We start from the raw sequence: 19671 nt of genomic DNA, 5'->3' as shown, positions 1-19671 counted from the left end.
TTGATCAGATGCGCTTGGCTTGTGCCGCCGCATTGCCGATGTAGCTGGCCGGCGTGAGCTTCTTCAGCTCGGTGCGGGCCTCGGCGGGCATGTCCAGGCTATCGATGAAAGTCTGCAGTGCTTCGGGGCTGATGCCCTTGCCACGGGTCAGTTCTTTCAGCTTTTCGTACGGGTTTTCGATGTTGTAGCGACGCATCACGGTCTGGATCGGTTCGGCCAGGACTTCCCAGCAGGCGTCCAGGTCGGCGGCGATTTTCTGCTCGTTCAACTCCAGCTTGCCGATGCCCTTGAGGCTGGCTTCGTAGGCGATGACGCTATGGGCAAAGCCCACGCCCAGGTTGCGCAGTACGGTGGAGTCGGTCAGGTCGCGCTGCCAGCGGGAAATCGGCAGCTTGCTCGCCAGGTGCTGGAACAGCGCGTTGGCGATGCCCAGGTTGCCTTCGGAGTTTTCGAAGTCGATCGGGTTGACCTTGTGCGGCATGGTCGAAGAGCCGATCTCGCCGGCAATGGTGCGCTGCTTGAAGTAGCCCAGGGAGATGTAGCCCCAGATATCGCGGTCGAAATCGATCAGGATGGTGTTGAAGCGCGCAATGGCGTCGAACAGTTCGGCGATGTAGTCGTGCGGCTCTATCTGGGTGGTGTACGGGTTGAAGCTCAGGCCCAGCTCGTCTTCGATGAAGGCGCGGGCGTTGGCTTCCCAGTCGATGTCAGGGTAGGCCGACAGGTGGGCGTTGTAGTTGCCCACGGCGCCGTTGATCTTGCCCAGCAGCGGCACGGCGGCAACCTGGGCGATCTGGCGCTCCAGGCGATACACCACGTTGGCCAGCTCTTTGCCCAGGGTGGTCGGCGAGGCCGGTTGGCCGTGGGTGCGCGACAGCATCGGTACGTCGGCGAAGCGGATCGCCAGTTCGCGGATGGCCTGGACGACCTGGCGCATCAGCGGCAGCATCACGTCGTCGCGGCCTTCGCGCAGCATCAGGGCGTGGGACAGGTTGTTGATGTCCTCGCTGGTGCAGGCGAAGTGAATGAACTCGCTGACCTTGGCCAGTTCCGGCAGTTTGGCCGCCTGCTCCTTGAGCAGGTATTCGATGGCCTTGACGTCGTGGTTGGTGGTGCGCTCGATTTCCTTGACGCGCTCGGCGTGCTCCAGCGCAAAGTTATCGGCCAGGGCATTGAGTACCGCATTGGCTTCGGCGGAGAACGCCGGGACTTCGCCGATAGCGGGGTGGGCGGCCAGGCGCTGAAGCCAGCGCACTTCAACCAGGACGCGGGCACGGATCAGGCCGTACTCGCTGAAAATCGGGCGCAGGGCCTGGGTTTTGCCGGCGTAGCGGCCGTCAACAGGGGAAACCGCAGTGAGCGAAGAGAGCTGCATGGGGTGTTCTCGGACAGTCGGGCAACGAAATGGGGCGCGTATCATACATGAAAACCAGCGCCGGTCCGTCGCCAACTGACCGGCGTGTTACGCGTAACGAGGTACAAAACAGGTCGAGGCGATTTATTCGTGGCGCATCAATGGGTAAAGCTCTTTCAGCAATTTGCGTCGGCTGATCACCAGTTGCCAGCGATGCCCCCCCAACTGCCGCCACAACCGGGCCGAACGGATGCCGGCCAACAGCAGGGCGCGGATCTTCGAGGCGTTGCTGGGTTGCTGCAGGTTGCGCATGTCGCCATGCACCTGGATGCGCTGGCGCAAGGTGCTGAGGGTGTCCTGGTACAGCGCACCGCAAGCGGCGATCACGTTTTCATGGGATGGGCCGAAGTGCTCGACCTGGGACTGGATTTGCGGCAGGCGCTTGCCGATGGTGTCCAGCAAGTCGTCGCGCTTGGCCAGTTGGCGTTCCAGACCCAGCATCGACAGGGCATAGCGCAGCGGCTCGCGTTGCAAGGCGCTGGGGTCGCGTTCCAGAGCGCCGATCAGCGCCCGGTAGCCTTCACGCAGGTTCAGGTCATCGCCGCCATAGACTTCCAGGGTGTCCTTGGGGTCGCGAACCAGCAGGCTGCCGAGCATGCAGGCCAGGCCCGCTTCGGTGGCCTGGCCGGTCTTGGCGATGCGGTCCACCAACACGGCGGCCAGAAACACACCGCCCAAAGCCGTCAGTTGCTCCTGGATCGGGCTCATGCCTTGCTGCTCCATGGCTCTGCGACTTCGATCACGCCGCCGCCGAGGCAGATTTCGCCGTCATAGAACACCACGGACTGGCCGGGGGTCACCGCGCGTTGCGGATCATCGAAGGTGGCGCGGTAGCCGTTGGCGGTTTTTTCCAGGGTGCAAGGCTGGTCGCTCTGGCGATAGCGAACCTTGGCTGTCAGGCGACGTGGCTCGCTGAGGTCGATCGGGTTGACCCAATAGATGTCCGAGGCGAGCAGGGCGCCGGAGAACAACCATGGGTGATCGTTGCCCTGGCCGACAATGAGTTCGTTGTGCTCCAGGTCCTTGACCAACACGTACCACGGTTCTTCGCCGGCGTCTTTCAGGCCGCCGATGCCCAGGCCCTGGCGCTGGCCGATGGTGTGGTACATCAAGCCATGGTGGCGGCCGATGACCTCGCCTTCGGTGGTCTTTATCTCGCCTGGCTGGGCCGGCAGGTATTGCTTGAGGAAGTCGCTGAAGCGCCGTTCGCCGATGAAGCAGATGCCGGTGGAATCCTTTTTCTTCGCGGTGGCAAGGTCGTGTTTCTCGGCAATCGCCCGTACTTCCGGCTTTTCCAGTTCACCGACCGGGAACAGGGTCTTGGCAATCTGCTCGCCGCCGACGGCGTGCAGGAAGTAGCTCTGGTCCTTGTTCGGGTCCAGGCCTTTGAGCAGTTCGGTGCGACCGTCGATGTCGCGGCGACGCACGTAGTGGCCGGTGGCGATCAGGTCGGCGCCGAGCATCATGGCGTAGTCGAGGAACGCCTTGAACTTGATCTCGCGGTTGCAGAGGATGTCCGGGTTCGGCGTGCGGCCGGCCTTGTATTCGGCCAGGAAGTGCTCGAACACGTTGTCCCAGTACTCGGCGGCGAAGTTGGCGGTGTGCAGCTTGATGCCGATCTTGTCGCACACGGCCTGGGCGTCCGCCAGGTCATCCATGGCGGTGCAATATTCGGTTCCGTCGTCTTCTTCCCAGTTCTTCATGAACAGGCCTTCCACCTCGTAGCCCTGCTCCATCAGCAGAAGGGCGGAAACGGAAGAGTCCACGCCGCCGGACATGCCGACAATGACGCGCTGTTTGGTGGTGTCGGAACGAGCTGGATCACGCATAGGAATTCAATGAGTGTCTTGAAAAAGGACGCGATTCTATCAGGCCCGGGCGCGCAAGGCTAAAGGGAAGGGCGTATCAGTGCCAGGCTGTGGCGATGGCCGGCCAGATAATCGTCGATGCAGCGGATGATCAGTTCGCTGCGCCAATGATCGCGCTGTTCGAGCAGTTCGTCGCGGGTCAGCCAGCGGGCGCCCAGGATGCCGTCGTCCAGTTGATAGTCGGGGTGGTGCTTGAGGGCGTTGGCGGCGAAGCAGACCCGCTGGTAGGTCACGCCATTGCTGGGAGCGGTGTACAGGTAGATGCCGACCACGCTGGTGGGTTCGACGTCCCAGCCGGTTTCCTCCAGGGTTTCGCGCACGGCGGCTTCGATCAGGGTTTCGTTCGGGTCCAGGTGCCCGGCGGGCTGGTTGAGCACCGCGCGTCCGCCCTTGGATTCTTCCACCATCAGGAAGCGGCCGTTGTCCTCGACGATGGTGGCGACGGTGATGTGGGGTTTCCAATCCATGAAGGTTCCTCAATCTCAATGTTGAAATGCAGTCCCTGTGGGAGCGGGCTTGCTCGCGAAGGCGGATTGTCATCCAGCGCATGTATGACTGATACACCGCTTTCGCGAGCAAGCCCGCTCCCACAGGAGTTTGCGGTGCATACATAAGCTGCAGCTAACCCCAGCCACAGGGGAATGTGATAAGTCTGAAAACACAAACCCCGGCACAAGGCCGGGGTTCGTGTACTTGCTTACAACCTTAGACCAATGCGGCAATCGCTGCGTTGAAGGTTGCGCTCGGGCGCATGGCCTTGCTGGTCAGCTCAGGGTTGGCGAAGTAGTAGCCGCCGATGTCCACGGGCTTGCCTTGAACAGCGTTGAGCTCGGCAACGATCTTTTCTTCGTTGTCGGTCAGCGTCTTGGCCAGGGTAGTGAACTGCGCCTTGAGGGCTGCGTCTTCATCCTGGGCGGCCAGTGCCTGGGCCCAGAACAGGGTCAGGTAGAAGTGGCTGCCACGGTTGTCGATGCCGCCGACTTTGCGCGAAGGCGATTTGTTGCGGTCCAGGAACTCACCGGTGGCCTGGTCGAGGGTCTTGGACAGCACCAGTGCCTTCGGATTGTTGTAGGTCACGCCCAGGTGTTCGAGGGACGCGGCCAGGGCCAGGAATTCGCCCAGGGAATCCCAGCGCAGGAAGTTTTCTTCCAGCAGTTGTTGGACGTGCTTGGGTGCCGAACCGCCAGCGCCGGTTTCGAACAGGCCGCCACCGTTCATCAGCGGCACGATCGACAGCATCTTGGCGCTGGTGCCCAGTTCCATGATCGGGAACAGGTCGGTCAGGTAGTCGCGCAGCACGTTGCCGGTCACCGAGATGGTGTCCTTGCCTTCGCGGGTACGGGCCAGGGTGTATTTCATCGCGTCGACTGGCGACATGATCTGGATGTCCAGGCCGCTGGTGTCGTGGTCCTTCAGGTAAGCCTGGACTTTCTCGATCACCACGCCGTCGTGGGCGCGCATCGGGTCCAGCCAGAAAATGGCCGGGGTGCTGCTTGCGCGGGCACGGTTGACGGCCAGCTTGACCCAATCCTGGATCGGCGCGTCCTTGGTCTGGCACATGCGGAAGATGTCACCGGCTTCGACAGCCTGTTCCATCAGCAGGGTGCCCTTGCTGTCGGTGACGCGAACCACGCCGTCGGCCTTGATCTGGAAGGTCTTGTCGTGGGAACCGTACTCTTCGGCTTTCTTGGCCATCAGGCCGACGTTCGGCACGCTGCCCATGGTGGTCGGATCGAACGCACCATTGGCTTTGCAATCTTCGATCACGGCCTGGTAGATGGTGGCGTAGCAGCGGTCCGGGATCACGGCCTTGGTGTCGTGCAGTTGGCCATCGGTGCCCCACATCTTGCCGGAATCGCGGATCATGGCTGGCATCGAGGCGTCGACGATGACATCGCTCGGCACGTGCAGGTTGGTGATGCCCTTGTCGGAGTTGACCATCGCCAGCGCAGGACGAACGGCGTAGACCGCCTGGATGTCCGCTTCGATGGCTGCTTGCTGCTCGGCCGGCAGGGTCTTGATGCGGGCGTACAGGTCGCCGATGCCGTTGTTCAGGTTGAAGCCGATCTGCGCCAGCACGTCGGCGTGCTTGGCGAGGGCGTCCTTGTAGAACTCGGCGACGATCTGGCCGAACATGATCGGGTCGGAGACCTTCATCATGGTGGCCTTGAGGTGGACCGACAACAATACGCCTTGTTGCTTGGCGCTTTCGATTTCAGCGGCAATGAAGGCGCGCAGGGCGTTCTTGCTCATCACGGCGCAGTCGAGGATCTCGCCGGCCTGGACGCTGGTTTTTTCTTTCAGGACGGTGGTGGTGCCGTCCTGGGCAACCAACTCGATTTTCACGGCGTCAGCGGCGTCGATCAGGACAGCTTTCTCGCTGCCGTAGAAATCGCCGGAGCTCATGTGGGCTACATGGGACTTGGAGTCCGCAGCCCAGGCGCCCATCTTGTGCGGGTGCTTGCGGGCATAGTTCTTGACCGACAGCGGTGCGCGGCGGTCGGAGTTGCCTTCGCGCAGCACCGGGTTCACGGCGCTGCCCTTGACCTTGTCGTAACGGGCGCGAGCGTCTTTCTCGGCCTCGGTGGTCACGGTTTCCGGGTAGTCCGGCAGTGCGTAGCCCTGGGCCTGCAATTCCTTGATCGCGGCCTGCAGTTGCGGCACCGAGGCACTGATGTTCGGCAGCTTGATGATGTTGGCTTCAGGAGTCACGGCCAGTTCGCCCAGTTCGGCGAGGTGGTCGGCTACGGCTTTGTCACCCAGTTGCTCGGGGAAGCTGGCCAGGATGCGCCCTGCGAGAGAGATATCGCGGGTTTCCACGGCGATATCGGCCGAAGCGGTAAAGGCTTCGACGATCGGCAGCAGCGAATAGGTGGCGAGGGCGGGCGCTTCGTCGGTGAAGGTATAGATGATCTTCGAGCGGGTGGGCATATTCGGATTAACTCTCTTCTTTGCTAAAGCATGCGCAGAAACTCGAGGGCGCCGGGTAAGCGCGTTCGTTCAAAGTCATCCGTGAGCCGAATGTCGAGGTTTCTTCGCGGTGATGTTGGGTGCATCAGTCGAGCGTCAAGCGGTCGGGCCGTGGTAACGGTCCGGCTTTTAACGGGCGGAAAGTCCTGTCGCAGAGCAGTCAGCCGTCGTGACCCTGTGGTCAGCGGCGGCATTATACATAGGTAGCTGGCGATCTGCCGATGGTTCATAGACTTTAGTGCTCGTCCATTGGTCTAAACGTCGCAGCGGCCGGAACGCGTCTATGCTCATGTTTGGCGCTTTTCCCTGGGTTTTCAGGGTTGTACGCGGCGAACTGTATCTCTTTGGTCTTGGTAGGGTTTGCGCGCCGATTCAACTGGGGTACGCTCGAACGCAGCCAGATGTTTAATCCAAGCAATGGAGTTCAGCATGGGGTATCAAAAGATTCAGGTTCCGGCCGTCGGTGACAAAATCACCGTCAATGCAGACCATTCTCTTAATGTTCCTGACAATCCGATCATTCCTTTCATCGAAGGGGATGGCATTGGTGTCGACATCAGCCCGGTCATGATCAAGGTCGTGGACGCTGCCGTGCAGAAGGCCTACGGCGGCAAGCGCAAGATTTCCTGGATGGAGGTCTATGCCGGTGAAAAAGCCACCCAGGTCTACGACCAGGACACCTGGCTTCCCCAGGAAACCCTGGATGCCGTCAAGGATTACGTGGTTTCCATCAAGGGCCCCCTGACCACGCCGGTCGGCGGCGGTATCCGTTCGCTGAACGTGGCCCTGCGCCAACAGCTGGACCTGTATGTCTGCCTGCGTCCGGTGCGCTGGTTCGAAGGTGTGCCGAGCCCGGTCAAGAAGCCTGGCGACGTGGACATGACGATTTTCCGCGAGAACTCCGAAGACATCTATGCCGGCATCGAGTGGAAGGCCGGTTCGGCCGAAGCCACCAAGGTGATCAAGTTCCTCAAGGAGGAAATGGGCGTTACCAAGATCCGTTTCGACGAGGACTGTGGTATCGGCGTCAAGCCCGTGTCCAAGCAGGGCACCAAGCGCCTGGCCCGCAAGGCATTGCAATATGTGGTCGATAACGATCGCGATTCGCTGACCATCGTACATAAAGGCAACATCATGAAGTTCACCGAAGGTGCCTTCAAGGAATGGGCCTATGAAGTGGCGGCCGAGGAATTCGGCGCGACCCTGCTGGACGGCGGGCCGTGGATGCAGTTCAAGAATCCGAAGACCGGCAAGAATGTCGTGGTCAAGGACGCCATCGCCGACGCCATGCTTCAACAGATCCTGCTGCGTCCGGCTGAATATGACGTGATCGCGACCCTGAACCTCAACGGTGACTATCTCTCCGACGCCTTGGCGGCGGAGGTGGGCGGTATCGGTATTGCGCCGGGTGCCAACCTGTCGGATACCGTCGCCATGTTCGAAGCCACCCACGGCACCGCGCCCAAGTACGCGGGCAAGGACCAGGTCAACCCGGGTTCGCTGATCCTGTCGGCTGAAATGATGTTGCGCCACATGGGTTGGACCGAAGCGGCCGATCTGATCATCAAGGGCACCAATGGCGCGATTTCGGCCAAGACCGTGACCTATGACTTCGAACGCCTGATGGAGGGCGCGAAGCTGGTGTCGTCTTCGGGCTTTGGCGATGCGCTGATCGCCCATATGTAAGGCAATCGACATGAAAAAGCCCGGCTCGATCACTCGAGCCGGGCTTTTTCATGTCCGCAAGCTATTGCAGGTCAATGGGTTTCGGTGACCTTGACTTCCACGGAGGCAGGTGTGTTTTCAACTTCGATGGGCGTAATGTTGACTGCGTGCAGGCCTTTGGGCCCCTGGATGACATCGAATTTCACAGGCTGCCCGGCTTTCAGGGTTTTATAACCTTCCATATTGATTGCCGAGTAGTGGGCGAAAAGGTCTTCATCCCTGCCAGTCGCCAGGATGAACCCGTAGCCTTTGGCATTGTTGAACCATTTCACCTTGCCGCTCATCTTGACGACCGACATAAACCATATCCCTCTGCAACGCACTCCATCACTGGAGTATCATCCGGTTCATCCGCAGTCTAATCTTGTTGTCAGGATCAATGCCGCGGACCTTTTAACCCGCGATGGGCTCTATTGGTTGTAACACCGTTTTGCCGATAGTCAAGGTGACCCGGCGGTCGTGGTTGAAATCGCCAGCCGGCACCCCCATTAGTGTAAATGCCAACTAAACGAACCTTTCTTTCCATGCATGCAATCAGCCAGATTCGACTAACATTCAATCAGGATCGCCCGGATCAGCATGACGACGATTCCGCCGGCATTGCTGTCCAGGAAGCAAAGCCCGCGTTACAGGCGCCACCGATGTACAAGGTGGTTTTGTTCAACGATGACTACACACCGATGGATTTCGTCGTCGAAGTGCTCGAGGTGTTTTTTAACCTGAACCGCGAGCTGGCGACCAAGGTCATGCTGGCCGTCCATACAGAGGGACGGGCAGTGTGCGGAGTGTTTACCCGCGACATCGCCGAGACAAAGGCTATGCAGGTCAACCAGTACGCCCGGGAAAGCCAGCATCCGCTACTCTGTGAAATCGAGAAGGACGGTTAACGCCGACCACTTGGGTATGAGGTGAAGCCATGTTAAACCGCGAGCTCGAAGTCACCCTCAATCTTGCCTTCAAGGAGGCCCGTTCGAAGCGTCATGAATTCATGACGGTCGAGCACCTGCTGCTGGCCCTATTGGATAACGAGGCTGCCGCCACCGTTTTGCGTGCCTGCGGCGCGAACCTCGATAAACTCAAGCACGATCTGCAGGAGTTCATCGACTCCACCACGCCATTGATCCCCGTTCACGACGAGGATCGCGAAACCCAGCCAACCCTGGGCTTCCAGCGCGTGCTGCAGCGTGCTGTCTTTCATGTACAGAGCTCGGGCAAGCGCGAAGTCACCGGCGCCAATGTGCTGGTTGCCATTTTCAGCGAACAGGAAAGCCAGGCGGTTTTCCTGCTCAAGCAACAGAGCGTTGCGCGTATCGATGTCGTCAACTACATCGCCCATGGCATTTCCAAGGTGCCAGGGCACGGCGACCATTCCGAAGGTGAGCAGGATATGCAGGACGACGAGGGCGGTGAGTCTTCTTCCTCGGGCAATCCACTGGATGCCTATGCCAGCAACCTGAACGAACTGGCGCGCCAGGGGCGCATCGATCCGTTGGTGGGGCGCGAGGCCGAAGTCGAGCGCGTCGCCCAGATCCTGGCCCGGCGTCGCAAGAACAACCCGCTGCTGGTGGGTGAGGCGGGTGTCGGTAAAACAGCCATCGCCGAGGGCCTGGCCAAGCGCATCGTCGACAGCCAGGTGCCGGATTTGCTGGCCAACAGCGTGGTCTATTCCCTCGACCTGGGTGCCTTGCTGGCCGGTACCAAGTACCGGGGCGACTTCGAGAAGCGCTTCAAGGCGTTGCTCGGCGAGCTGAAAAAGCGTCCCCAGGCGATCCTGTTCATTGACGAGATCCACACCATCATTGGTGCGGGCGCCGCATCCGGTGGTGTCATGGATGCCTCGAACCTGCTCAAACCACTGCTTTCGTCGGGTGATATCCGCTGCATTGGTTCGACCACCTTCCAGGAATTCCGCGGGATCTTCGAGAAGGACCGTGCCTTGGCCCGGCGTTTCCAGAAGGTCGATGTGTCGGAGCCGTCGGTGGAAGACACCATTGGCATCCTGCGCGGCCTGAAAGGACGTTTCGAGCTGCACCACAGCATCGAGTACAGCGATGAAGCGCTGCGCGCCGCCGCTGAGCTGGCTTCACGCTACATCAATGACCGGCATATGCCGGACAAGGCCATCGACGTTATCGACGAAGCGGGTGCCTACCAGCGCCTGCAACCGGCCGAAAGCCGCGTCAAACGCATCGACGTACCGCAGGTCGAGGACATCGTCGCGAAAATCGCACGGATTCCGCCCAAGCACGTCACCAGTTCCGACAAGGAGCTGCTGCGTAACCTGGAGCGCGACCTGAAGCTGACGGTGTTTGGCCAGGATGCGGCCATCGACTCGCTGTCCACCGCCATCAAGCTGTCGCGCGCCGGCCTGAAGTCGCCGGACAAGCCGGTCGGTTCGTTCCTGTTCGCAGGTCCCACCGGTGTGGGCAAGACCGAAGCGGCGCGGCAACTGGCCAAGGCGATGGGCATCGAACTGGTTCGTTTCGACATGTCCGAGTACATGGAGCGCCATACCGTTTCGCGTCTGATCGGTGCGCCTCCGGGCTATGTCGGTTTCGACCAGGGCGGCCTGCTCACCGAAGCCATCACCAAGCAGCCTCATTGCGTATTGCTGCTCGATGAAATCGAGAAGGCGCATCCGGAAGTCTTCAACCTGCTGCTGCAGGTGATGGATCACGGTACGTTGACCGACAACAACGGGCGCAAGGCGGATTTCCGCAACGTGATCATCATCATGACCACGAACGCCGGTGCCGAGACAGCGGCTCGTGCTTCGATCGGTTTCACCCATCAGGACCATTCGTCCGATGCGATGGAAGTGATCAAGAAGAGCTTCACGCCTGAATTCCGCAACCGCCTGGACACCATCATCCAGTTTGGTCGCCTCAGTCATGAGGTCATCAAGAGCGTGGTGGACAAGTTCCTTACCGAACTCCAGGCGCAGCTCGAAGACAAGCGTGTGTTGCTGGAAGTTACCGATGCGGCCCGCAGCTGGCTGGCGGAGGGTGGCTACGACGTGACCATGGGTGCGCGGCCGATGGCTCGCCTGATCCAGGACAAGATCAAGCGTCCGCTGGCGGAGGAGATTCTCTTTGGCGAACTGGCCGAGCATGGCGGTGTGGTCCACATCGACATCAAGGATGGCGAACTGACCTTCGAGTTCGAAACCACGGCCGAAATGGCTTGATCGTTATACGCAACAATGCAAAAGGCGCCGAAAGGCGCCTTTTTGCTTTTTTCGAGAAGCGCATCGAACCCTGTGGGAGCGGGCTTGCTCGCGAATGCGATTTCACATTCGGCATCTATACAAGCTGATCGACCGCATTCGCGAGCAAGCCCGCTCCCACAGGGTATGGGGTTGGCCTCAATACTGGGTGTTATTGCCAGCACTTGTGAGGCTTAGTCACAGGCAAACAAAAACGCCCGGCATGAGCCGGGCGTCTTGTGTCGACCTGTTAGCGAGCGCGGTAGGTGATGCGCCCTTTGCTCAAGTCATAGGGCGTCAGCTCGACGCGCACTTTGTCACCGGTAAGAATACGAATGTAGTTCTTGCGCATCTTGCCGGAGATATGCGCGGTAACGACGTGCCCATTTTCCAACTCCACACGAAACATGGTGTTGGGCAGGGTGTCGACGACAGTGCCTTCCATTTCGAAGCTGTCTTCTTTCGACATGCAGTAAAGCCCTCGGTGTCCAGTGAATGGCCCGGTGCAACTGCGCCAGGCAAAAGCGGCGTGCATTGTGCCCGAAAAAGGGGGGGCACGCCAAGGGGTTCTTGGGTTTCCTGGACTTTGCACGAAAAGTGCCTGATCGCCGCGCTCGGTGACTTTTCGTACAAAGTCTAGTTAAGGACAACCCAGCGCTGGTTAATCAGCAGTTCGATGGGCCGATATTGGGTCTTGTAGTTCATCTTTTTGCAGTTCTTGATCCAGTAGCCCAAGTACACCGCTTCAAGGCCCAGGCGCCGGGCTTCGGCAATCTGCCAGAGAATGGCGAAACGCCCCAGGCTGCGCCGTTCTTCGTTGGGCTCATAAAAGGTGTACACCGCGGACAATCCGTTGGGCAGCAAGTCCGTCACGGCAATAGCCACCAGTTGTCCTTCGAGGCGGAATTCATAGAAGCGGGAGAAAGGCAGGTCGCGTACAAGAAAAGTCGAGAACTGATCGCGGCTGGGCGGGTACATGTCGCCGTCGGCATGGCGCTGCTCGATATAGCGTTGGTACAGATCGAAATACTCTTCCGTGAACTGTGGCTTGGCCGGCCGGACCTGGATGTCGGCGTTGCGCTTGAAGATGCGTTTTTGCTGGCGATTGGGGGCAAATTGCGTCACGGGGATGCGCGCCGGTACGCACGCATTGCAATGTTGGCAATGAGGCCGGTAGAGGTGATCGCCGCTGCGACGAAAGCCCATCTCCGACAGGTCTGCGTAGACATGCACGTCCATGGGCTGGCTAGGGTCGAGGAACAGCGTGGTGGCCTGCTCCTCGGGCAGATAGCTGCAAGAGTGGGGCTGAGTGGCATAGAACTTCAAACGCGCCAACTCGGTCATGATCAACCCTCGGGGATAAGCTTTGGTTAAGTGTAAGCCACGCGCGCCGATGTCGCTCAGCAAACCCAGGTGGCCTGGTTGGGGCGGTCCAGATGTGCCCTGAGATAACCGGCAAACATTGCCCGCGGAATCGAGCGGGCGCCCAGGCTGTGCAGGTGCTCGGTGGGCATCTGACAGTCTATCAGCACGAAACCGGCGGTCTTGAGATGGTTGACCAGCGTCGCAAAGCCGAATTTCGAGGCATTGTCAGCACGGCTGAACATGGATTCGCCGAAAAACAGCTGCCCCATGGCCAGGCCGTACAGGCCGCCCACCAACTGGCCCTCGTCCCAGACCTCCACCGAATGGGCGAAGCCGCGCCGATGCAACTGCAGGTAGGCGGTTTGCATGGCTTCGGTGATCCAGGTGCCGTCGGCGTAGGCGCGGGGCTCGGCGCAGGCCTTGATGACGGCTGCGAAGTCCTTGTCGAACGTCACTTGGTAACGCTGCTTGCGCAAAAGCTTGCCCAGGCTGCGGGAGATGTGCAGCTCGTCGGGAAACAGAACGGTGCGCGGGTCAGGTGACCACCACAGGATCGGCTGGCCTTCGGAGAACCATGGGAAGCACCCATGGCGGTAGGCCTGGATCAATCGGTCGGCAGACAGATCGCCGCCAGCGGCCAGCAAACCGTTGGGGTCGCGCATGGCTTTTTCCAGGGGAGGAAAATCGAAGGTGTTGCGTTGTAACCAAGTCAGCATGGTGGTCCGGGATTGCGGAAGGGGAGGGTAATGTGGCGAGGGGACTTATCCCCGCTGGGCGGCGCAGCGGCCCCAAGGCAGTCAATTCGGTCTGCCTGGCCCACCGAGTAGCCGTTTTTAGGGCTGCCGGGCAGCCCGGCGGGGAATCCCTCGCCACACATGAGCGCTTGTCCAAAGATAACCGTCAAACGGCAGGGATGTCATCGAGATACTTTTCCGCATCGAGCGCGGCCATGCAGCCGGCGCCGGCGGAGGTAATGGCCTGGCGATACACATGATCGGCCACGTCGCCGGCCGCGAACACGCCTTCGATATCGGTGGCGGTGGCATTGCCTTCGCTGCCGCCGCGCACCAGCAGATAGCCGTCGCGCATGCTCAACTGGCCCTGGAACAGTTCGGATTGGGTTTATGGCCGATGGCGATGAACACGCCGGCCAGTTGCAATGTGCTGGTCTCGCCACTCTGGCTGTTGCGCAGGCGGGCGCCGGTCACGCCACTGGCGTCGCCCAGCACTTCGTCCAGATTCTGGTTCCAGTGCAGGCGAATATTGCCGTTGGCGGCTTTTTCGAAGAGTTTGTCCTGGAGTATTTTTTCCGAGCGCAGCTTGTCCCGGCGATGAATCAAGTGCACTTCCCTGGCGATGTTGGACAGGTACAAGGCTTCCTCCACGGCCGTGTTCCCACCGCCGACCACCGCCACCACCTGGTTACGGTAAAAGAACCCGTCGCAGGTGGCGCAGGCGGAAACGCCCTTGCCGGCGAAGGTTTCCTCCGAGGGCAGGCCCAGGTATTGGGCCGAGGCGCCGGTGGCGATGATCAAGGCATCGCAAGTGTAGGTGCCGCTGTCGCCGATGAGCTCGAACGGACGCTGCTGCAACTTGGCGGTGTGGATATGGTCGTAGACAATCTGTGTGTCGAAGCGCTCGGCGTGCCGCTGCATGCGTTCCATGAGCACTGGGCCGGTCAGGCCTTCGACATCGCCGGGCCAGTTATCGACTTCGACGGTGGTGGTGAGCTGGCCTCCGGCCTGCAGGCCAGTGATGACAACAGGTTTGAGGTTGGCACGGGCGGCGTATACGGCTGCGCTGTAACCGGCGGGGCCGGAGCCGAGAATGATCAGGCGTGAATGCTTCGCTTCGTTCATAAAAACACCTCATAAGCCTTTGTCACAAAAGAGAATGCATGCTCAAATTGGCTCCGGTTAACCCTGATTCTGGCTATGCTTGTACCTGAGGCGATGCGATGCCTCGGAACCGATAAAACCGTACAATGCACATGTTTTGAACGCAGGCTGGGCCAAAGGTCCACATCTTCGGCAACACCTGCGGTTTTCCGGATGCACGTCTCGGTGGTAAAAATAGTACCAATTGTGCACATTCACTTTTTTACCTGCTCGTTTCGAGCAGTTTATTGCAGTCATTCAACAGATGGACGCGCCATTGGCGCAGGAAAAGAAGCGTTTTGAAAAAATCCACCGCAGCACCCAAGACAGTCGTTCCGCTCTGGCGCCAGCAGTTGCACTACCGGCTCAAGGAAGGTGCATTGATCGCCATCGGAGCCTTGTGCCTGTTCCTGATGATGGCCCTGCTGACCTATGGCAAGGACGATCCGGGCTGGAGCCACAACAGCAAGATCGAGGACGTGCAGAACTTTGGCGGGCCGGCCGGTTCCTACAGCGCCGACATCCTGTTCATGGTGCTGGGCTATTTCGCCTATATCTTTCCCTTGCTGCTGGCGATCAAGGCCTACCAGATCTTTCGCCAGCGTCACGAGCCATGGCAGTGGAGCGGCTGGCTGTTCTCCTGGCGCCTGATCGGCCTGGTGTTCCTGGTGCTGTCGGGGGCCGCGCTGGCCCATATCCATTTCCATGCCCCTACCGGCCTGCCAGCCGGGGCGGGCGGTGCGCTGGGTGAAAGCCTCGGCGACCTGGCCAGGAACGCACTGAATATCCAGGGCAGCACGCTGCTGTTCATCGCCCTGTTCCTGTTCGGCCTGACGGTGTTTACCGATCTTTCCTGGTTCAAGGTCATGGACGTGACCGGCAAGATCACCCTCGACCTGATCGAACTGATCCAGGGAGCCGTGAACCGTTGGTGGGCGGCGCGCACCGAGCGCAAGCAACTGGTGGCGCAACTGCGTGAAGTGGATGATCGGGTCCATGACGTCGTGGCGCCAGTGGTGCCCGACAAGCGCGAGCAGGCCAAGGTCAAGGAGCGCCTGATCGAGCGCGAGCAAGCCCTGAGCAAGCACATGTCCGAGCGCGAGAAACAGGTGCCGCCTGTCATCACCCCAGCGCCGGCCAAGGCCCCGGAACCGAGCAAGCGCGTGCAGAAGGAAAAACAGGTGCCGCTGTTCGTCGACAGCGCGGTGGAAGGCACCTTGCCGCCGATTTCGATCCTGGACCCCGCCGAGAAGAAGCAGCTCAACTATTCCCCCGAGTCCCTGGCCGCCGTCGGTCACCTGCTGGAGATCAAGCTCAAGGAGTTCGGTGTCGAGGTGTCGGTGGATTCGATCCATCCGGGTCCGGTCATCACTCGTTACGAAATCCAGCCGGCCGCGGGCGTGAAGGTCAGCCGCATCGCCAACCTGGCGAAGGACCTGGCGCGCTCGCTGGCCGTGACCAGCGTGCGGGTGGTGGAAGTGATTCCGGGCAAGACCACCGTCGGTATCGAGATCCCCAACGAAGACCGCCAGATCGTACGGTTCTCCGAAGTGCTGTCCACGCCCGAGTATGACAACCACAAGTCGCCGGTCACCCTGGCCCTGGGCCACGACATCGGCGGCAAGCCGGTCATCACCGACCTGGCGAAGATGCCCCACCTGCTGGTGGCCGGTACTACCGGTTCCGGTAAGTCGGTGGGCGTGAACGCCATGATCCTGTCGATCCTGTTCAAGTCCGGCCCGGAAGACGCCAAGCTGATCATGATCGACCCGAAAATGCTCGAGCTGTCGATCTACGAGGGTATCCCGCACCTGCTGTGCCCGGTGGTCACCGACATGAAGGACGCCGCCAATGCCCTGCGCTGGAGCGTCGCCGAGATGGAGCGGCGCTACAAGCTGATGGCGAAGCTGGGCGTGCGTAACCTGTCGGGCTTCAATGCCAAGGTCAAGGAAGCCGAAGAGGCGGGCACGCCTCTGACCGACCCGCTGTACCACCGCGAAAGTATCCACGACGAAGCGCCGTTGTTGCACAAGCTGCCGACCATCGTGGTGGTGGTGGACGAATTCGCCGACATGATGATGATCGTCGGCAAGAAGGTCGAAGAACTGATCGCCCGTATTGCCCAGAAGGCACGTGCGGCCGGTATTCACCTGATTCTCGCCACCCAGCGGCCGTCGGTGGATGTGATTACCGGCCTGATCAAGGCCAACATCCCGACCCGCATGGCGTTCCAGGTGTCGAGCAAGATCGACTCACGGACCATCATCGACCAGGGTGGCGCCGAGCAATTGCTGGGTCATGGTGACATGCTCTACATGCCGCCGGGCACCAGCCTGCCGATCCGGGTGCACGGGGCGTTCGTGTCCGATGATGAAGTTCACCGGGTGGTAGAAGCGTGGAAACTGCGTGGCGCCCCTGAATACAACGACGACATCCTCAACGGCGTCGAAGAAGCCGGCAGCGGCTTCGAAGGCGGTGGTGGCGGTGGCGACGAGGATGCGGAAACCGATGCGCTCTATGACGAAGCGGTGCAGTTCGTCCTGGAAAGCCGCCGGGCGTCGATTTCTGCCGTCCAGCGCAAACTCAAGATCGGCTACAACCGCGCCGCGCGCATGATCGAAGCCATGGAAATGGCCGGGGTCGTGACGGCCATGAACACCAACGGCTCGCGCGAAGTACTGGCGCCGGGCCCGATGCGCGACTAACGACCTGAGCGGCCTGGCATCAGACCACTCGCCCCCCACGACTTCATGAGGACTCCCATGCGCCTGATTCGCATGCTGCTGTTGCCCGTACTGGCTCTGACCACCTTGTCGGCCCATGCCGCTGAAAAGGATGTGGCTCGCCTGACCCAGTTACTGGAAGGTTCCAAGACCCTGACCGCGCGTTTCTCCCAGTTGACCCTCGACGGCAGCGGTACTCAGTTGCAGGAAACGGCTGGTGACATGGCCCTGCAGCGTCCGGGGCTGTTCTACTGGCACACCGATGCACCGGCCGAGCAACTGATGGTGTCCGACGGCCAGAAAGTCTCCTTGTGGGACCCGGACCTGGAGCAGGTCACCATCAAGACGCTCGACCAGCGCCTGACCCAGACCCCGGCGTTGCTGCTTTCGGGCGACATTTCCAAGATCAGCCAAAGCTTCGACATCAGTGCCAGGGAAGCGGGCGGCGTGATTGACTTCACCCTCAAGCCCAAGACCAAGGACAGCCTGTTCGACAGCCTGCGCCTGTCGTTCCGCAATGGCCTGGTCAATGACATGCAGTTGATCGACAGTGTCGGCCAGCGCACCAACATCCTGTTTACGGGTGTGAAGGCCAACGAGAGTATTCCTGCGTCCAAGTTCAAGTTCGACATCCCCAAGGGTGCGGATGTGATCCAGGAATAAGACTCAACCCCTGTGGGAGCGGGCTTGCTCGCGAAGGCGGTACTGCATTCAACATCAATGTTGACTGATACTCCGCCTTCGCGAGCAAGCCCGCTCCCACAATGGATCGAGTTGTTCAAGAGAGTCCAGCGGAGGTTTGATAGGCAGTGATGGACCTGTTTCGTAGCGCCCCGATTGCTCAGCCATTGGCCGCCCGCTTGCGGGCGACCAATCTGGATGAGTATGTCGGCCAGGAGCATGTGCTCGCTCGCGGCAAGCCCTTGCGCGAAGCGCTGGAGCAGGGAGCCTTGCACTCGATGATCTTCTGGGGGCCTCCGGGCGTGGGCAAGACCACGCTGGCACGGCTGCTGGCGGAAGTCTCGGACGCTCATTTCGAAACAGTGTCGGCGGTGCTGGCCGGGGTCAAGGAAATCCGCCAGGCGGTGGAAGTGGCCAAGCAACAGGCCGGGCAGTATGGCAAACGCACCATTCTGTTCGTCGACGAAGTACACCGTTTCAACAAGTCGCAACAGGATGCCTTCCTGCCATACGTCGAGGATGGCACGCTGATCTTCATCGGCGCGACCACCGAAAACCCTTCTTTCGAACTCAATAACGCCTTGCTGTCCCGAGCACGGGTCTATGTCCTCAAGAGCCTCGACGAGGCGGCGATGCGCAAGCTGGTGCAGCGAGCGCTGACCGAGGAGCGGGGCCTGGGCAAGCGCAAGCTGCGCTTGAGCGATGAAGGGTTCCAGATGCTGCTGTCCGCCGCCGATGGCGATGGCCGGCGGTTGCTCAATTTGTTGGAGAACGCTTCGGACCTGGCCGAAGACGACAGCGAGATCGGTATCGAGCTGCTGCAAAGCCTGCTGGGCGATACCCGTCGGCGCTTCGACAAGGGGGGCGAGGCGTTCTACGATCAGATTTCGGCGCTGCACAAATCCATACGCGGTTCCAATCCCGACGCGGCGCTGTACTGGTTCGCGCGAATGATCGACGGCGGTTGCGATCCGTTGTACCTGGCGCGACGGGTGGTGCGCATGGCCAGCGAGGACATCGGCAATGCCGACCCGCGTGCCCTGAGCCTCTGTCTGGCAGCCTGGGACGTGCAGGAGCGCCTTGGCAGTCCCGAAGGCGAACTCGCCGTGGCCCAGGCCATCACCTACCTGGCCTGCGCGCCAAAAAGCAACGCGGTGTACATGGGCTTCAAGGCGGCGATGCGCAGCGCTACCGAGCATGGTTCCCTTGAGGTACCGCTGCACCTGCGCAACGCGCCGACCAAGCTCATGAAGCAGCTGGGCTATGGCGAAGAATACCGTTACGCCCACGACGAGCCGGATGCTTATGCCGCTGGCGAAGACTATTTCCCCGAAGAACTCGAACCCCAGTCGTTCTACCAACCGGTGCCCCGTGGCCTTGAGTTGAAGATTGGTGAAAAACTCAACCACCTGGCGCAATTGGATCGCCTGAGCCCACGGCAGCGGAGAAAGCCTTGATCCCTCTGATACTTGCAGTTTCCGCTGGTGGTATTGCCGGCACACTGGCACGTTTCGCCGCCGGTAATTGGGTCAACGCAAATTGGCCACGGCACTTCTATACCGCGACGCTGACCGTTAATATCGTGGGCTGTCTGCTGATCGGCGTTCTATACGGTCTGTTTCTGATTCGTCCCGAAGTGCCTGTCGAAGTGCGCGCGGGGCTTATCGTCGGCTTCCTTGGCGGCCTGACGACCTTTTCGTCCTTTTCACTGGATACGGTGCGCCTGCTGGAAAGCGGGCAGGTGCCGCTGGCCCTGGGCTATGCGGCCGCCAGCGTATTCGGCGGGCTGCTCGCGACCTGGGCTGGCCTGTCCCTGACCAAACTAATCTAAACGAGAGACCGA

At 60.5% G+C, this 19671-nt stretch carries 16 protein-coding genes and 1 pseudogene; 7 read left to right on the top strand and 10 right to left on the bottom strand.

Annotated features, from left to right (window positions below):
• Nucleotides 1-4: 4 nt before the first annotated feature.
• From purB to EGM97_RS18570, 5 genes are all read right to left on the bottom strand, one after another.
• Nucleotides 5-1375, bottom strand: coding sequence for an adenylosuccinate lyase (gene purB / locus EGM97_RS18590; RefSeq protein WP_238965050.1), 1371 nt, complete (start codon nucleotides 1373-1375; stop codon nucleotides 5-7).
• Between the two features lie 123 nt (nucleotides 1376-1498).
• Complete coding sequence (gene hflD, locus EGM97_RS18585) at nucleotides 1499-2122, bottom strand: high frequency lysogenization protein HflD (RefSeq protein WP_053157794.1); 624 nt, start codon at nucleotides 2120-2122, stop codon at nucleotides 1499-1501.
• Entirely contained in the window at nucleotides 2119-3243 is a 1125-nt protein-coding gene (gene mnmA, locus EGM97_RS18580) for a tRNA 2-thiouridine(34) synthase MnmA (RefSeq protein WP_238965049.1), read from the bottom strand. The genes hflD and mnmA overlap by 4 nt, the downstream gene beginning before the upstream one ends.
• 59 nt (nucleotides 3244-3302) lie before the next feature.
• Complete coding sequence (locus EGM97_RS18575; protein WP_238965048.1) at nucleotides 3303-3749, bottom strand: NUDIX hydrolase; 447 nt, start codon at nucleotides 3747-3749, stop codon at nucleotides 3303-3305.
• Between the two features lie 238 nt (nucleotides 3750-3987).
• Nucleotides 3988-6213, bottom strand: coding sequence for an NADP-dependent isocitrate dehydrogenase (locus EGM97_RS18570; RefSeq protein ID WP_238965047.1), 2226 nt, complete (start codon nucleotides 6211-6213; stop codon nucleotides 3988-3990).
• A gap of 468 nt (nucleotides 6214-6681) precedes the next feature.
• On the opposite strand from EGM97_RS18570, the gene icd reads away from it, so the two are divergent.
• A complete protein-coding gene (icd, locus tag EGM97_RS18565; protein ID WP_053157781.1) occupies nucleotides 6682-7938 on the top strand; it encodes an NADP-dependent isocitrate dehydrogenase in 1257 nt (418 codons plus the stop codon).
• A 71-nt stretch (nucleotides 7939-8009) separates the two neighbouring features.
• Here icd and cspD read toward each other — a convergent pair whose 3' ends face one another.
• Complete coding sequence (cspD, locus tag EGM97_RS18560; RefSeq protein WP_238965060.1) at nucleotides 8010-8261, bottom strand: cold shock domain-containing protein CspD; 252 nt, start codon at nucleotides 8259-8261, stop codon at nucleotides 8010-8012.
• Nucleotides 8262-8501: 240 nt separating this feature from the next.
• On the opposite strand from cspD, the gene clpS reads away from it, so the two are divergent.
• Together clpS and clpA are read left to right on the top strand one after the other, a co-directional pair.
• Nucleotides 8502-8864 (top strand): ATP-dependent Clp protease adapter ClpS, encoded by a 363-nt coding sequence (gene clpS, locus EGM97_RS18555; protein ID WP_053157775.1) that lies wholly within the window; start codon nucleotides 8502-8504, stop codon nucleotides 8862-8864.
• A gap of 29 nt (nucleotides 8865-8893) precedes the next feature.
• Nucleotides 8894-11164, top strand: coding sequence for an ATP-dependent Clp protease ATP-binding subunit ClpA (clpA, locus tag EGM97_RS18550; RefSeq protein ID WP_053157772.1), 2271 nt, complete (start codon nucleotides 8894-8896; stop codon nucleotides 11162-11164).
• A gap of 268 nt (nucleotides 11165-11432) precedes the next feature.
• On the opposite strand, the gene infA is transcribed toward clpA, so the two are convergent.
• The 4 genes and pseudogenes from infA to trxB form a co-directional block, all read right to left on the bottom strand.
• Complete coding sequence (gene infA, locus EGM97_RS18545) at nucleotides 11433-11651, bottom strand: translation initiation factor IF-1 (RefSeq protein WP_002553999.1); 219 nt, start codon at nucleotides 11649-11651, stop codon at nucleotides 11433-11435.
• A 167-nt stretch (nucleotides 11652-11818) separates the two neighbouring features.
• Nucleotides 11819-12526, bottom strand: a complete 708-nt coding sequence (locus EGM97_RS18540; protein ID WP_238965046.1) for an arginyltransferase — start codon at nucleotides 12524-12526, stop codon at nucleotides 11819-11821.
• Nucleotides 12527-12582: 56 nt separating this feature from the next.
• Nucleotides 12583-13263, bottom strand: a complete 681-nt coding sequence (gene aat, locus EGM97_RS18535) for a leucyl/phenylalanyl-tRNA--protein transferase (protein ID WP_238965045.1) — start codon at nucleotides 13261-13263, stop codon at nucleotides 12583-12585.
• Nucleotides 13264-13447: 184 nt separating this feature from the next.
• A pseudogene (gene trxB, locus EGM97_RS18530) lies at nucleotides 13448-14406 on the bottom strand (thioredoxin-disulfide reductase).
• Nucleotides 14407-14723: 317 nt separating this feature from the next.
• Here trxB and ftsK point away from each other — a divergent pair.
• From ftsK to crcB, 4 genes are all read left to right on the top strand, one after another.
• The gene (gene ftsK / locus EGM97_RS18525) at nucleotides 14724-17129 is read left to right on the top strand and encodes a DNA translocase FtsK (protein WP_053157760.1); all 2406 of its coding nucleotides are present in this window, start codon (nucleotides 14724-14726) and stop codon (nucleotides 17127-17129) included.
• 57 nt (nucleotides 17130-17186) lie between these two features.
• Nucleotides 17187-17810, top strand: a complete 624-nt coding sequence (gene lolA / locus EGM97_RS18520; protein ID WP_053157757.1) for an outer membrane lipoprotein periplasmic chaperone LolA — start codon at nucleotides 17187-17189, stop codon at nucleotides 17808-17810.
• Nucleotides 17811-17959: 149 nt separating this feature from the next.
• The gene (locus EGM97_RS18515; RefSeq protein ID WP_053157754.1) at nucleotides 17960-19285 is read left to right on the top strand and encodes a replication-associated recombination protein A; all 1326 of its coding nucleotides are present in this window, start codon (nucleotides 17960-17962) and stop codon (nucleotides 19283-19285) included.
• Nucleotides 19282-19659, top strand: coding sequence for a fluoride efflux transporter CrcB (gene crcB, locus EGM97_RS18510; protein WP_238965044.1), 378 nt, complete (start codon nucleotides 19282-19284; stop codon nucleotides 19657-19659). The genes EGM97_RS18515 and crcB overlap by 4 nt, the downstream gene beginning before the upstream one ends.
• Nucleotides 19660-19671: the final 12 nt, after the last annotated feature.

Origin of the sequence: Pseudomonas sp. AF32 (assembly GCF_022342325.2) — a bacterium.
Taxonomy (GTDB): Bacteria; Pseudomonadota; Gammaproteobacteria; order Pseudomonadales; family Pseudomonadaceae; genus Aquipseudomonas; species Aquipseudomonas uvaldensis.
This window is presented reverse-complemented; position numbering and strand designations above follow the sequence as displayed.